The following is a 14,458-nucleotide window of genomic DNA, read 5'->3' on the forward strand; positions in this document are numbered from 1 at the left end:
CAAACAGGAGAGGAGGGCGTGGTGGGCACGGTGGGGATGTGGGTGGTGACCGGGGTGGACGGGGTGGCGTTCGGGATGCTGCTGTTCACCGCGGCGATTGGGCTCACGCTCATCTTCGGGGTGATGGGCGTGCTGAACCTGGCGCACGGCGTCTTCTACCTGGCCGGCGCCTACCTGGCCTACCTCATCGCCGACGGCTCCCTGCTCCTGCTCGCCGGCGCGTTCGCCGCTGCTGTCGTCCTCGGTGCCACGGCGGGCGCGGGCCTGGCCGTGGCGCTGGCCCCGGTGCGCGGGCATCTCGATCAGGCGCTGGTCACTCTCGGGTTGGCGTTCCTGGCCGCGGACGTCTTCACCACTGTGTTCGGTGCCGGCCCGCAGTTGGCGGAGCCGCCCGAGGTGCTGGCCGGGCACGTCATGCTCGGCGGGTACGGGTATCCGGTCTACCGGCTGGTGTTTATCGCCGTCGCCGGCCTGCTCGCGGTGGTCCTGCACCTTGTGGTGCGGCATACGACGGCCGGGATTCTGCTGCGGGCCACGGTCGCCGACCCGGCGATGAGCGCCGCGATGGGCGTGCGCCCTGGCCGGGTCCAGACCGCGGCGATGGCCGTCGGCGGGAGTCTGGCGGTCGTGGCGGGGGTGCTGGGTGCGCCTGTGCTCGGCCCCGCGCCGGGCGTCGATGCCACCGTGCTGGTCCTGGCGCTGATCATCGTGGTCCTCGGCGGCGCCGGGTCCGTGCCCGGCACCGCCGCCGGGGCGCTGCTGGTCGGGCAGGTCCAGACCACCGGCACCCTGCTCGCCTCCGCCGCCGCACCGTTCGTCCTGTTCGCCGCGCTGCTGGTGGTCCTGGTCGTGCGCGGCCGCCGCCAGCCGCAGGCTGCGGGGAGCCCGGCATGACCGATCTGATCACTGCACCGGCCCGCCGCGCGGTCGTGGCAGCGACCGCGCAGCGGCGGGCCCGCCCGATCGCGCTGGTGGGGGCAGTGGTGGCCGCGGCGGGGCTTCCAGCGGTCGTGGACCGGTACACGATCACCCTGGCTGGCGCGGCGCTGGTGCTGGCCGGGCTGGCGATGAGCACGCAGCTGCTGGTCGGTACAGCCGGCCTGCCCGCGTTCGGCCAGCCCGCCTACTTCGGCGCCGGCGCCTACACCGCCGCACTCGCGGCCCAGGCCGGGATCACCAACGGCCCCGCCCAGCTCGCCGCAGCCGCTGGCGCAGGGGCGGTCGCGGCGGTGTTGACCGCGCCGGTCGTGCTCCGCACCCGCGGGACCGCGTTCCTGATGGTGACCTTCGCGGTCCAGTCCTTGACCGCGACCGCCGCCTCCCGGTGGCGGACCGTGACCGGCGGCGACGACGGCCTGCACACCCCGCCGATCACCGTCCCGGCCGCCGGCGCCCTGACCAGTCCCGCCCACGTGTACTGGTACACCCTCGCCGCGTTCCTGTGCCTGTGCGCCGCGGTGGCGGTGCTGCTGCGCTCGCCGCTCGGGCTGCGGCTGGCCGGCTGCGCCGGCCAGCCACCACGGATGTCCGCGCTCGGCCACCCCGTCAACACCCTGCTCGGCGCCGGATACACCGCGGCGGGAGCGGTGGCGGGCGCGTCCGGTGCGCTGCTGGTCGCGGTCCACCAGTACGTGTCCCCGGCCGACATCGGCTTCGAAACCGCCGCGGTCACCTTGCTGGCGGCTGCGCTCGGCGCCGGGACGATGACAGGCGCGATCGCCGGAGCGGTCGCGGTCGTCGCCTGCCGGGACTGGATCGGCGCGCCCACCGCCGGGCACGGCCACGCCCTGCTTGGCCTGCTCTTCCTCACCGTCGCCTACACCCGCCCGGTCACCGCCCACGCACGCCAGCTGTTCGCCCGCCGGAGCCGGCCATGACCGACCTCCTGCACCTCGACCAGGTGAGCCGCCGGTACGGGGGCCTGAACGCCCTGCACCCGATCGACCTGCACATCCCGCAAGGGCGCCGGCACGGGATCATCGGCCCGAACGGCGCCGGAAAATCCACCCTCCTGCACCTGATCGCCGGCACCATTCGCCCCAGCAGCGGCCGGATCCTGCTCCACGGCACCGACATCACCTCCCACACCCCCGACCGGCGGGCACGCCGGGGTATCGGCCGGACCTGGCAGCACCCTGCCGTGTTCCCCCGCCTGACGGTCGCCGACAACATCGCCCTCGCCCTGCCCTCTCGCTCCTGCTTTACCGCACCGTTCGGCACAGACCCCGCCCCCGCGCAGACGGAGAGTGTTCTGGCGCGGTTCGGGCTCGCGGACCTGGCCGGCCTACGGGCGGGCGCGTTGTCCTACGGACAGCAACGGCTGCTCGAACTCGCGCTCGCCACGGCCGGACGGCCGCGCCTGCTGCTGCTCGACGAGCCCTCCGCCGGCCTCGGCCCCGACGACATCCGGCAGCTGGCCGACACGCTCGGCCAGCTACCGACCGATGTCACGATCATCTGTGTCGATCACGACCTCGACCTGATCTGGCAGCTGTGCGACACCGTCACCGTCCTCGACCACGGCCGGCACCTGACTACCGGCACGCCCGCGCAGGTCCGCGCCCACAACGGCGCCCGCGCCGCCTATCTCCAACCCACCACCACTCCCGCGGACCGGAGCCCCGAAGCTGACCGCCCGGAATCGGCACCCGGATCACGCACGGGCGGGGTGTCCGTCGCCGGCCTGACCGCCGGATACCACGGTCACCCGGTCGTACACGACCTCGACCTCGACATCCCCGCCGGAGGCATCCACGCGCTGCTTGGCCGTAACGGCGCCGGGAAGAGCACCACCCTCGCCGCGCTCGCCGGCCACCTGCCCCCCGCCGCGGGCACTGCGGTCACCATCGGCGGGAAGCCGGTGCCGCTGGGTCGGCCGGCGTGTGCGGCCGCCGCCGGAATCGGATACGTGCCCCAAGGCCGCCGCCTGTTCGGGCCGTTGACCGTCGCCGAACATCTCACCGCCGCCACGGCCGCCCGCCAGACCACCCACGGCCACCCGTGGCGCACCGATGAGGTACTGGACCTGTTCCCGACCCTGCACGACCGGCTCGCCACCCCGGCCGGCCGGCTGTCCGGCGGCGAACAACAGATGCTCGCCCTCGCCCGTGCCCTGCTCGCCCATCCCCGCCTGCTCCTGCTCGACGAACCCACCGAAGGACTCGCGCCCGCGATCGTCGCCCAGCTCGCCGGCACCATCCACCGTCTTGCCGGTGCCGGGGTCAGCGTCCTGCTCGCCGAACACCGGATTCCGTTCGCCGTGCAGGCCGCGGATCAGTGCAGCGTCCTCGCGCACGGCACCATCGCGATGACCGCCACCCCTGCCGAACTCGCCACCGCAGGGCAGCGCCAGCAACTCGGGCACCTGCTCGGCATCCACCACACCCTGGGCAGCCTGGCATGACCACACACGCCGGACACCCGCGATCATCCGCCCCACTGCCCGGGGCGCAGGCCACCTCAGCCCTGAGCAGCCGACCTCACGAGCGATACCAGACAGCGACACCCCCTGCGCGGCCGCACACCACGCGGCCGTCGTGTGACCACATTCGCCGGCGCATCTCAGACTGCGGTCTCGCAGGCGCCGGCCGAGGGCGATGGCAGGTCGCCTCCCCCGTAAAGGGGTTCTGCCACCGGCCCTCCGGGTGGTGCGCCGCGCAACGCCCCGGCGGCGCACCACCCATCACCCTCACCCCGGACAGGAGAACACCGATGCACCACCCCGCCCAGCCGTCCGGTGAGCCCGGCCCGCCGGACGACGCGATGAGCGATCCGTTCGATCCCACGGTCGCGCGCAGCGCCCGGGTCTATGACGTCCTGCTCGGCGGGAAGACGAACTTCGCCGCGGACCGGGCCGCCGCGGCGCACCTCACCGCGCAGTTCCCGTCCGCGCCCCTCGTAGCCCGGGAGAACCGGCGATTCATGCAACGGGTCGTGCACTGGATGGCCCTGCACGGTGTGACGCAGTTCCTCGATCTGGGCACCGGCATCCCGACCTCCCCGAACGTCCACGAGATCGCCCAGCAGGTCACACCCCGGGCCAGGGTCGTCTACGTCGACCATGACCCGCTCGTCCTCGCCCACGCCCGCGCCCTGCTGATCAGCCACCCCGCCGGAGCCGTCGCATACATTCACGCCGATATCCGCGACCCGGTCGCGATCCTCGGCGCCGCGCGGCTGCATGACGTGATCGACCTCGCGCAGCCCGTCGGACTGCTCGCGATCGCCGCCCTGCACTTCGTACCCGACCCGTACGCGCAGCAGACGATGAGGGAGCTGCTCAGCGTCCTCACTCCGGGCAGCTTCGTGGCCGTCACGCACTTCACTACCGACCTGCGCGCGCCCGCGGACGCCGCGCGGGCTAGGGACGTCGCCGCGCGGATGGGCACAGGCGTGGTGCCCCGGACCCGGGACGAGCTCGCCCGGCTCTTCGACGGGCGGGAACTGGTGGAACCCGGCATCGTCGCGCTACCCCGATGGCAGCCCGATGGCGGCCAGGCTGAGCCCGGCGGGCTGTCGGACGCCGACGTCAGCATGTTCGCGGCGGTCGCCTCATGTTCGTGACTACCCCTGCCCCAGCCGGCACCGCGGCCGTCCGGACCGCGTCACCCAGGGGCTGGCTGAGGCCACCGTCGTGCTCCACCCAGGCCGCGGCCACGCCACCCACGTCAGTCCATTCCCCTGACGTGCGGGCTTTTATCCGAGCGATGAGCCCGCCACCGGGGGAGACGGCCGGGGCGGCTGGCACCATTCCGGCCGTCTCCCCCACCCACTACTGACAGTGAAGGACACCACCGTGCCATACCGCAGTGACGACCAGTCCGATGCGTCGTGCACCGGCAGCATGCGCCACACGCTCACCGGCCAGGCCCCGGCCGCACACCGGCCGACGGAAGGGAGTCGGCAGTGACGGCGCAGTCCACGATGCCGCTGCCGGACGACGGGGCGCTGTTCCCGCGCGCGGCGTTCGTGTCCGCTCTGCTGCTGGGGCAGGACGTCGGCACGGCGGTCGAGCGGGCGGCCGCGGCCGCCCGCTCGACCGCCGTACAGATGGACACCGGCCTCACCACCCGATCCCACGCCGACATCGTACGGATACTGCACGGCACCACACTGCTGGAAACGGGCACCGTCTCCGTACCACAGTGGCGCCCCGACGTGACCGAGACCGTCGCCGGACTGGCGGACACCGACGTGCACATGTGGGCGGCGGTGACCCGATGCGGCTGACACACCGCACCCACCTGCCCCCGCGGCCGTCCGGGTCCGCACTGGACGCGGACATTCCCTGGTACACGCAGTTCATCCCGCACGAGCCCGGCACGGGACGTTTACGGGCCCGGCCGGCCGGAGTCGAAGCCGTCCTTGCAGGCGGGACGATGAGCACGGCCGCGGACCGGGCGATCGCCGCCCGCCTCACCGCTGCCGCGCCCGACTTCGCCGCCTGGCTCGCCGCGCACCGCCTCGTCCAGCAGCGGGCGCTGCGCTACGCCGTCGACGTCCTCGGCCTTCGTCAGGTGCTGGAACTCGGATGCGGGCACTGGACCAGCCCCGGCTCCGCCTACTCGTGGATCTGGCGCTGGGAGACGAACCACCCCGGTCAGCGGCTGCGATACGTCGGACTCGACGCTGACCCGATCGTCACCGGTGCCATCCACCAAGGCACCGGCACATGGCCTGCCCACACCGTGGTCAGAGGCGACCTGGCGAACCTCGGCACCCTCTGCGACGGCATCCGGCTGGCCGGGCAGCTCGATCTCACCGCGCCGGTACTCGTCCTGGCCACCGGTGTCCTGCAACACCTCGACCGGCCCGGCCCGGTCCTCTCCGAGGCCCGCGCGCAGGCGTGTGCCGGCTCGGTCCTGGCGGTGTCGCACCCTGCCCTGCCAGCCCGCGCGAGCACAGAGCTATATGACGCGATCGAGGAGTATCGGCGGGATGTCGCGCCGTGGTGGCCACGACTCGCCTCCGCCGCAGGCGAGATCCTCTCTGCCTGGTCGGTCCCGCCGGGCGACATCATGCCGGTCGGCCGATGGCATCCACCCACCCCGACACCGGGCGACAACGATCCGGTCCCGGTACCGGTCGCCGACGCGCCCGGCTGGGCGGCGCTCGCCGTCATCCCCCACACCTCGTTCCCCGAGCGCGGCCGCGCATGAACCGGGAACTGCCCGCGGAGGGCCGTCACGTGATCCTGGTGGATCTGGATGACACCCAGGTCGCCGACCGGCCCGCCGCTCGTGTAGCGATAGCCGCGACCCTCGCCGGTGAACGGCTTCCGTACGGGCAGAGCGCGGTGAAGACGGTCCTGGGCTGTGCGGAGCGGTGCTGGGCGACGCACCGTTACCGGCGGTTCGGGCCGTTGACGTATGTCAGTGCGTGGGAGGCGCTGTGGCTACCGACCGCAGGGACCGGTCTGCCCGTGCACATCGCCGCCGCGATCGCTGTCCATCCGCGTGAGGTGTGGCGGACCGCGCTGGGACAGCTCGGCGGCGATCCGTGCCGGGCCGGCGCCGCTGCGGAAGCTTTCCGTACGCACCGTTTGACGCTGCTCGCCCCGATGCCCGGGGTCCTGGCGGCGCTGGACGCGCTGGCGCGGACGCATGTGCTGTGGCTGGCCACCAACGGCCTGCCCGCCCACCAGTTCGGCAAGATCGACGCGGCCGGGCTGACCAGCCGGTTCACCCGCATCCTCATCTCCGGGCAGATCGGCGCGGCCAAGAACGAACCAGGCTTCGCCGCCCGCGTGCAGGCGGTACTCGCCGCCGAGCACCGGCGCGTGTGTCTCGTGATCGGGGATAGCATCGTGCACGATCTAGGCCTGGCCCGCCATGGGGGCTGGTCAGCAGCGCACCTGTGCCTGCCGCGACGCTGCCCTGCCCGACAGGAGCCGGCGACGCCCGGCCCCCAGCCGGTGTGGCACACCGCCGACCTCGCCGCCACTGCCGCCTACTGCGCTTGCGCGGCCGGCTCACCACCCGCCGTCGCCCAGCACCGGCCTATCCCACCGGCGGTAGTCGGCGCCGAGGTAGCCGGGCCGCGCGAACCTGTACCCGGCGGCGGTTGGCTGGGGTCCGCCTGTGGAGGCTCGCCCTGGTCCGCTGCGCTGCTCTGCGGGATTGCCATCGCCGCACCCTCGTAACCGATCCGCACGGCACGGGCACTCACCATGTCCCGCCAGTGTGCGCCGTTTCCCGCGCGCACCAGTGACATCTGCATGTCGATCACCCCTCATCATGAAAAGGAGCTATTTATGAGTACAAATCGGTATCTCGTTGCCAGGCCAGGCCAGGGCGCCGCGCGGAGACCGGCCGATCCGGGGCCTGCACCCGCGACCGGCCGGCTGACCCAGGTGCAGGATCTGTCGGGTGTGCGGCTCGCGGACGACTCCGTGGCTGTCGTGGCCGCGGCGCAGCCGACGTGTGTGCGGATCTGGGCGATGGCCGGCAACCCTGGCCGGTCCATCTCCGACTACCGGCCGCAGCGCGCCGATGAGCAGTAACCGCAGCCACGCAGGCGACCGTCCGCTCACCCGCAGCACGGACGGGTTGTTGCCGGCGCACGAGATGTCTGAGGATGTGTTGGCCCGGCTGCTGGCCGGCCGCGGGGACGCGGCCGCGGTCCGGACGCTCGCGGGGACGGAGCGCAGCTGGCGGCTGCTCAGCCTGCACATGCTGATGGTCGACCTCGCGCATCTCGACCTGGGCCCGTTACCGCCGGTCGGTGACGCCCGTCAGCTGCTGGTCGCCGCGGAGACCGCGTCCGAGGTGCAGGCCGCGGACGTGATCGGCTATCCGCAGGCCGGGATCTGGGTGGCCCACATGCTGCGCCGCCTGCGCCGGCCCGCGGCGAGTGACGGCCCGTGGTGGCCGGACGCGGGATATCTGCACCTGCTCGCGGCGGCGGCCGCGATCCGCGCCCGCGTCGATTTCACCCTCGAGGTGCCGTTGCGCAGCGGGGCGGTGGTCCTGCCCACGCTCGGAAGGGCCGCGTTCCCCGGCGCCGCCGACGGTGTCGCGCGGGTCGCCCGCACCGGCCGTACGGCTACGGTCTCGGCCGGGGACCGGACGGTGGAGGTCGGGCGTGCCGGCTGGGAGCCGGTCGCCCGGCTGACCGCGCAGGCAGGCGGCCTGACCATCGGCTGCTACCTCGATGACATCGACCCCTACCGGGATCTGCGCGGCTACCGGCCGCCCGCCCCGCTGCCGACGGCGGACGTGGCCCGCTGGCAGGAGCTCCTCTCCGGCGCCTGGGAGATACTCGTCGCCCAGGACCGGGCCCGTGCGGAGACGATCGCCGCCGCGCTGATCTCGATCAACCCGCTGCCCGCCGCGGGCCGGTACCGGCCGGTCAGCGCTTCCTGCGGCGAGGCGTTCGGTGCGATGCTCGCCTCCGCCCCGTCCGACCCGATCGAGCTCGCGGTCACCCTGGTCCACGAAACCGCGCACATGCAACTCGGTGCCCTCATGCACCTGCTGCCGTTCGTGACGCCGTCCGGCGAGGACGCCGCCGGGCCGCTGCGGTACGCGCCGTGGCGGGACGACCCGCGTCCGCTGCCCGGCCTGTTGCAGGGCGTGTACGCGTTCACGGGGATCACCGACTTCTGGCGCCACCAGCAGACCCCGGCCGGCCGGTTCGAGTACGCGTTGTGGCATACCGGCCTGAACCGCACCCTGCGCACCCTGCACGACGATCCGCAGCTGTCCGCGGACGGCCGTCACCTCATCGACAGCCTCACCGCGACCGCCGCCGCCTGGCCCGCCGCGACCGGCACCACCGCCCGCCTCGCCGCCGACGCCGCCACCGACCATCACACCCAATGGCGGGCACGCCACATCCCGCCACCGCCAGGCTGGGTGACCGAGACGGCCCGCGCGTGGAAGGCCGGGCAGCCGTGCCCGCCGATCGATCCCGACCCGGCCGATACCTACGAGACGGACCGGACAGCCCGATGGCTGGACGCGAGGGCGGTCCTGATCCGGACGATGCTCGACGACCGGCCGGCATTCCACGCCCTCACCACCGATCCGGCACGCACCGCCCACGCCGTGCCCGGCGCCCTGCCCGCCGACCTCGCCCTCCTCGCCGGCGACTACGCGCAGGCCAGGGACGGCTACCTCACCCACCTCACCACCCAGCCCGACGACCCGGCAGCGTGGGCCGGACTCGCACTCGCCCTGCGCGCGCTCGGCGACCCGCAGGCGGCCCTGCTGCTCCAGCGGCCGGAACTGATCCGGGCAGCCGCCACCGCGCTGACCCCCGACGACCTGACCGCGCTGACGACCTGGATGTCCGCGGCGCTGCCCACCGCCATCCCGCGCGCCACACCTGGCGACCGCCTTCCCGCAGCGCGGGCGGGCGACGGCGAGCGGCGGGCCACGGCATGACGGACGTGCGGCCACCGGCACCGATGCGCGGATGGCAGGAGGAGGCGTACGCCGCGGTGCGGCGGGTGATCGCCGAAGGCGGTCGTACCCAGGTACACGCGGCGTGCGGGACCGGGAAGACCATGCTCGCCGTGCACGCCGCCTACGGCCTGGCCCGGGACCAGCTGATCGTGGGCGCGTACCCGTCCGTGGCATTGATCGCGCAGAACCTGCGCGTCTGGTCCCGGCAGCGCCCAGACATGGCCGTCCTCGCGGTGTGCAGTGACGACACCGTCCGTGGTGACGTCGCGGCACGGGCGGAGGATCTGCCGTGTGAGGTGACGACCTCGGCCGAGACGGTCGTGGACTGGCTGCGTAGCGCAGGACATCGTCCGGCGCTGATCTGCACCACGTACGCGTCGGCCTCGGTGGTCGCCGAAGCGCTGCGGCGGGCCGACGCCAGCGCGGGCCTGTTGATCGTGGACGAGGCACACCGCACGGCCGGTGCGGGAGACAAGCAGGCCATGGTCGTGCACGATGACGTGCTGATGCCGGCCGTGCGGCGGCTGTATCTGACGGCGACACCGCGCGTGGTGCCAGGCCGTCGTACGGCCGACGGGGAGGTGATCCGGCGGCCCGGCATGGTGTCGATGGACGACGAGAAGACGTACGGGCCGGTCGCGTTCCGGTATCCGTTCAAGGCCGGGATCCGGGACGGCTGGCTGGACGACTTCCGGGTGGTCGGCATCGGTGTGAGCCGCGCGGAGCTGCTGCCGATGCTGCGCACGATCGACCACCGCACCGCGGGCGAGGCACAGGCGCTGCGTACCGCGGTGGTACAGACGGCGCTGATCCGCGCCGCGGTCCGGTACGACCTGCGGCGGGTCATCGCGTTCTGCCCGACGATCACCGCGTCACGTCGTTTCACGGAATCGCTGCCGCAGACACTCGACCGGCTCCCCGCCGGCCACCGGCCCGCACGTCCGGTCACGGTCGCGCACGTCGACGGGACGATGCCGGCCCGGCAGCGGATCCGGGAACTGGACATCCTGACCACACCGCCCGACGACGGCTGGGCCGTGGTCAGCAACCCCGGCTGTCTCGGCGAAGGCCTGGACCTGCCGGCAGTCGACGGTGTGCTCTACACCGCCCCGAAGCAGAGCCCGATCGACATCGTGCAGTCCGCCAGCCGGGCACTGCGGCGCAACCCGGCCGGGACCGGCGTCTCCACGATTATGGTCGCCTTCCTGCTGCCTGACGACCCCGCGCAGGCCGAAGGACACGACGACGGTGAGTACGACGCGCTGTTCGCCGTCATCCGGGCCCTGCGTGAACACGATGACACGTTCGCCGCGGCCCTGGACGACGCACGCCGTGCCCGGCGCCACGAGGAACAGGACGACCTCGAGCCGCGCGCGGAACTGCCGGCGCAGATCGAGGTGAATCTGCCCGCCGGCTACCGGCTCGACGACTTCCTGCCGCACCTGACCGTACGTGTCCTGACCGCGACGACATCACCCTGGCTGGACCAGTTCGCGGCGGCCCAGGCGTACGCGGCCGCGCGCGGCGACCTGCTGGTGCCACAGGAGTACACCGACGCGGACGGGTTCCGGCTCGGAAGCTGGATATCGAACCAGCGCAGCCTGCACGGCCAGGGTCTCCTGGCCACCGACCGTGTGGCGCAGCTAGAGAGCATCGGCATGAGGTGGAACGCCTTCGACGCACGCTTCGAGACCATGCTTGCCGCGGCGACCCGGTACGTCCGCGACCACGGGTGCCTGCCGCCTTGGAAATACGTCACCTCGGACGGTCTCAAACTCGGTCCATGGCTGACAAATTGTCGTGCGGCGCACAAAGCCGGGCGTTTGAGCGAGCAACGGCGTACGGCTCTGGACACGATCGGAATGACATGGGAGACAGACGATCCCTGGGAGATCGGACTGCGGCACGCGCGCACCTACCACGCCCAGCACGGGCATCTCCGCGCCCCGATCACCTACAAGACGCCGGACAGCTACCCGCTCGGGAAGTGGATCAAGGAGAAACGCGGCGCACACAAGGCCGGCCGCCTGTCCGGCGCGCGCGTCGCCGTACTGGAAGGTCTCGGTATCGCGTGGGATGCCGCCGCAGTGATCGCCGCAGCCGAATGGCAGGCCGGAATCGAGGCGGCCCGATCATTCATCGCCCACCACGGCCATCTGCACCCGAAACGCGGTCAACGCTGGAACGACATCCCGATCAGCACGTGGATCACGACGCAGCGCGCCAGGTATCGCCGAGGCGTGCTGACCCCAGCCGAGATCAGCGAGCTTGACGGGCTCGGCGTGACATGGGTCTTGGGAGCGCACGATCGGGCGTGGCAGCGAGGCCTCGCGGCGGCCCAGGCATACCGCGACCGGCACGGCCATCTGCGCGTGCCTGTCGGGCACGACGAGACCGGCATCAACCTCTTTGGATGGCTGACCGTTGCGCGGAGAAACAGGCGATCCGGAACGTTGACCGCCGCCAGACAGCAACAGCTCGACAGCCTGGGAATCGACTGGAATCCCCAGGCGCGTCATCACCCCGGTAACGATGTAGCAGCCGCCGCACAGCGGCCCGCCGAGCCCATGGCACCACCGCCTGCACCTCATCGGCCAAGACCTGGCGCCCGCGGCACGAACTGAAGAACCACCACCCCATCGACGCCGCCGGCCCGCACGGCACTGCCCACCGGCAAATCCGAGTCACCACAGGAAGGGGCACACCATGACCACTGACGCGCTTCTGGTCAGCACGTGGAATCTCTGGGAGTTCATGCGCCGGGACGGCCCGGACGACCTGGCCCGACATGAGACGGTCGCCGCCCGTATCGCCGCCGACCGGCCGGACACGCCGATGATCCTGCTCGTCCAGGAACTGTCCGGGAACCGGGAGACGGAGACCGTCACCCAACTGCACACGCTCGCGGAGATGACCGGCATGCGCTGCCGGACCGGCCACTCGGAGACCACCCACTCCTACCATGGTGCGCACTGGTCGCAGCTGGGGATCCTGTGGCGGCCCGGCCGGATCACGCCGATACCCGGCTCACGGCTGGTCCCGCGCGAGGGTGACCCGGAGAACTGGCTGTTCGTCAGCTTCATCGTCGACGGCTGTGAGTTGCAGGCCGGGACGACGCATTTCAGCCCGTTCGCGCGGGACGGGCGCCCGGACGCGGTCCGGCGGTTCGCGGCCGCAGCCCGGGTCGCCCGCCGGCCGACGTGGACCGGGTTCGACCTCAACGCCTCCCCGGCGTACCGGAATCCTGATGGCGCGTTCTACGACGAGAGCGTGCTGGACGGGAAGCCGTGGCAGCCGGCCTTCGCCGACCAGGCCTGGCGGGTGCGTACCCCTGAGGGCTGGGAGTGTGTGGTCGACCGGGCCGCCGGCGAGGCGATGATCGAGGCCGGCATGCACGACATCGCCCCGTCCCTGGGGATGCCGTGGCAGTCGACCGCCGGTGACGGCCCGCATGCGGGCGAGCTGGTGGTGCCGCGCCGTATCGACGTGCTCGCCGCGCACAGCGACGCCGCCCTCGCCGCGACCACCGGCTATCAGGTCGATGACGCGCCCGGCACGGAGAACCTGTCTGATCACAAGCGCGTTACCGCCGTGGTCGATCCGAGACGGCTGCGCGCAGCATGACCGCCTCCATACCTGCTGGTCACGGGCGTGCACGTGACGGATCCGACAGCCCCGAGAGCATCGAGGCCGCCTACGCCGTTCTCGGCCCCGAGGCGGCCCGTATATACCGGCTGTTCGGTGTGCACCCGGGCGACGCGCTCAGCGTCGATGCGGTCGCGGCCGCCTGCCACCTCACCGGCTTCGCGGCGCAGAAACTCCTCGACGGGCTCACCATGGCCGGCCTCGCCGAGGAGACCACCACCGACAACATCGACGACGGCGCAGGCACCTACCGCCTGCACCCGCCCGCCCTCACGCACGCACGCGGCCTGGCAGCGACCGACCCGGACCGGAAACGGTTGTGGCAGCGGCTGGCCGAGTGGTTCCTCGACGGGACGTTCGCCGCCGGCCGCCGGCTGACCCCTTACCGGCAAGACCCGCCTGCCGTCTTCACCGTGCTCCCGCGGAACGTGGTGGTGCTGGACGGGCGAGATCAGGCGCTGGACTGGCTGGAACTCGAGCTGGACAACCTCCAGGCCGTCATCACCGCGCTGGAGGAGGACCAGCCGCTGCTGGCGTACCAGATCGCGTGGGGGATGTGGCCGGTCTTTCACCTGCTGCGCCAGCATACGGTCCGCCAGCGTGTCGACGAGATCATGGTGCGGTGCGCCGTGCGCCTGGACCATCCGCCGCGGATCATTGAGGCGTGGTGTCGGGCTGGCTGGGGTCACTACGACCGAGGCGAGTACGCCGACGCGGTCGCGGTCTTCGGCCAGGCACAGGACCTGTGCGCCCGCAGCGGTGACAAGTCCGGGGCGGCGAGCGCGGCCAGCGGGATGGGCATGACCGCGCTCGCACTCGGCCACACCGACGACGCCTACCAGCTGCTCCGCGATCAGGAGGCTGTATTCGCCGCACTCAGGGCGCACCGGGCCGCAGGCATCGCGGCGTATCGGATCGGACTGGTCCACGCCGCGGGCGGCGCCCACCCGCTGGCGCTGACCGCGCTCACGCGTGCGGTGACGGTGCTGCGTGAGGGCGCCCCGCCCGACCTGTACCACCTTCACTTGGCCGGGATCGCGCAGGCCCGCGCCCTCATCCGGTGCGGGCGGCCGGACGAGGCGAAGGCCGTTCTGCTGGAGGCGCTGCGGGAGATGACCGTGCTGCGGTCACTGCACGGCCAGGCAGAAGCGCTGCTCGGCCTCGCCGAGCACGCGATCGACCGCGGCGATACCAGGCTCGTGTATCGCCGCCTGGCCCACGCCGCCGAGTGCTACGCCGGGGCCGGCGATCACGCTGACGTCGCCCTGGTCCACCGCCTGATCGCCGCGCATCGCCCTGCCGTTCCCGGCCGCCCGGCCGGCACCGCGCTGTAACACCCGGGCCGCGTCACCACCCTCGATCACACCCGACTATTTCCTGCTCCGGCCCGGCCGCGGGCAGCCTGA

The 14,458-nt window shown here is 72.5% G+C and carries 12 protein-coding genes; all 12 read left to right on the forward strand.

Annotated features, from left to right (window positions below):
• Positions 1-21 precede the first annotated feature (21 nt).
• The 12 genes from OP04_RS41210 (at position 22) to OP04_RS41260 (ending at position 14,386) form a co-directional block, all read left to right on the forward strand.
• On the forward strand, positions 22-894 hold the full coding sequence (locus OP04_RS41210) for a branched-chain amino acid ABC transporter permease (RefSeq protein WP_033345454.1): 873 nt from the start codon (positions 22-24) through the stop codon (positions 892-894).
• The gene (locus OP04_RS41215) at positions 891-1,877 is read left to right on the forward strand and encodes a branched-chain amino acid ABC transporter permease (protein WP_063746856.1); all 987 of its coding nucleotides are present in this window, start codon (positions 891-893) and stop codon (positions 1,875-1,877) included. Before OP04_RS41210 ends, OP04_RS41215 begins: the two co-directional genes overlap by 4 nt.
• Complete coding sequence (locus OP04_RS41220; RefSeq protein ID WP_033345455.1) at positions 1,874-3,403, forward strand: ATP-binding cassette domain-containing protein; 1,530 nt, start codon at positions 1,874-1,876, stop codon at positions 3,401-3,403. Before OP04_RS41215 ends, OP04_RS41220 begins: the two co-directional genes overlap by 4 nt.
• Positions 3,404-3,762: 359 nt before the next feature.
• A complete protein-coding gene (locus OP04_RS41225) occupies positions 3,763-4,563 on the forward strand; it encodes an SAM-dependent methyltransferase (RefSeq protein ID WP_033345484.1) in 801 nt (266 codons plus the stop codon).
• A gap of 342 nt (positions 4,564-4,905) precedes the next feature.
• Entirely contained in the window at positions 4,906-5,229 is a 324-nt protein-coding gene (locus OP04_RS41230; protein ID WP_033345456.1) for an SAM-dependent methyltransferase, read from the forward strand.
• On the forward strand, positions 5,220-6,158 hold the full coding sequence (locus OP04_RS41235; protein ID WP_157241049.1) for an SAM-dependent methyltransferase: 939 nt from the start codon (positions 5,220-5,222) through the stop codon (positions 6,156-6,158). Before OP04_RS41230 ends, OP04_RS41235 begins: the two co-directional genes overlap by 10 nt.
• Positions 6,155-7,141, forward strand: coding sequence for an HAD family hydrolase (locus OP04_RS50680; protein ID WP_198154166.1), 987 nt, complete (start codon positions 6,155-6,157; stop codon positions 7,139-7,141). Before OP04_RS41235 ends, OP04_RS50680 begins: the two co-directional genes overlap by 4 nt.
• Positions 7,142-7,252: 111 nt before the next feature.
• The gene (locus OP04_RS54075; protein ID WP_157241053.1) at positions 7,253-7,501 is read left to right on the forward strand and encodes a hypothetical protein; all 249 of its coding nucleotides are present in this window, start codon (positions 7,253-7,255) and stop codon (positions 7,499-7,501) included.
• The gene (locus OP04_RS56615) at positions 7,491-9,386 is read left to right on the forward strand and encodes an HEXXH motif domain-containing protein (RefSeq protein WP_085067182.1); all 1,896 of its coding nucleotides are present in this window, start codon (positions 7,491-7,493) and stop codon (positions 9,384-9,386) included. Before OP04_RS54075 ends, OP04_RS56615 begins: the two co-directional genes overlap by 11 nt.
• Positions 9,383-12,031 (forward strand): DEAD/DEAH box helicase, encoded by a 2,649-nt coding sequence (locus OP04_RS41250; protein WP_033345458.1) that lies wholly within the window; start codon positions 9,383-9,385, stop codon positions 12,029-12,031. The genes OP04_RS56615 and OP04_RS41250 overlap by 4 nt, the downstream gene beginning before the upstream one ends.
• Positions 12,032-12,113: 82 nt before the next feature.
• On the forward strand, positions 12,114-13,031 hold the full coding sequence (locus tag OP04_RS41255; RefSeq protein WP_033345459.1) for a hypothetical protein: 918 nt from the start codon (positions 12,114-12,116) through the stop codon (positions 13,029-13,031).
• The gene (locus OP04_RS41260) at positions 13,028-14,386 is read left to right on the forward strand and encodes a hypothetical protein (protein WP_033345460.1); all 1,359 of its coding nucleotides are present in this window, start codon (positions 13,028-13,030) and stop codon (positions 14,384-14,386) included. Before OP04_RS41255 ends, OP04_RS41260 begins: the two co-directional genes overlap by 4 nt.
• Positions 14,387-14,458: the final 72 nt, after the last annotated feature.

The sequence above is a fragment of the Catenuloplanes japonicus genome (genome assembly GCF_000717135.1).
Classification (GTDB): domain Bacteria; phylum Actinomycetota; class Actinomycetes; order Mycobacteriales; family Micromonosporaceae; genus Catenuloplanes; species Catenuloplanes japonicus.

Coding starts and splice junctions, on each gene's coding strand:
- OP04_RS41215 (WP_063746856.1), top strand. CDS start 891: ATGACCGATCTGATCACTGCACCGGCCCGCCGCGCGGTCGTGGCAGCG.
- OP04_RS41220 (WP_033345455.1), top strand. CDS start 1,874: ATGACCGACCTCCTGCACCTCGACCAGGTGAGCCGCCGGTACGGGGGC.
- OP04_RS41225 (WP_033345484.1), top strand. CDS start 3,763: ATGAGCGATCCGTTCGATCCCACGGTCGCGCGCAGCGCCCGGGTCTAT.
- OP04_RS41235 (WP_157241049.1), top strand. CDS start 5,220: ATGCGGCTGACACACCGCACCCACCTGCCCCCGCGGCCGTCCGGGTCC.
- OP04_RS50680 (WP_198154166.1), top strand. CDS start 6,155: ATGAACCGGGAACTGCCCGCGGAGGGCCGTCACGTGATCCTGGTGGAT.
- OP04_RS54075 (WP_157241053.1), top strand. CDS start 7,253: ATGAGTACAAATCGGTATCTCGTTGCCAGGCCAGGCCAGGGCGCCGCG.
- OP04_RS56615 (WP_085067182.1), top strand. CDS start 7,491: ATGAGCAGTAACCGCAGCCACGCAGGCGACCGTCCGCTCACCCGCAGC.
- OP04_RS41250 (WP_033345458.1), top strand. CDS start 9,383: ATGACGGACGTGCGGCCACCGGCACCGATGCGCGGATGGCAGGAGGAG.
- OP04_RS41255 (WP_033345459.1), top strand. CDS start 12,114: ATGACCACTGACGCGCTTCTGGTCAGCACGTGGAATCTCTGGGAGTTC.
- OP04_RS41260 (WP_033345460.1), top strand. CDS start 13,028: ATGACCGCCTCCATACCTGCTGGTCACGGGCGTGCACGTGACGGATCC.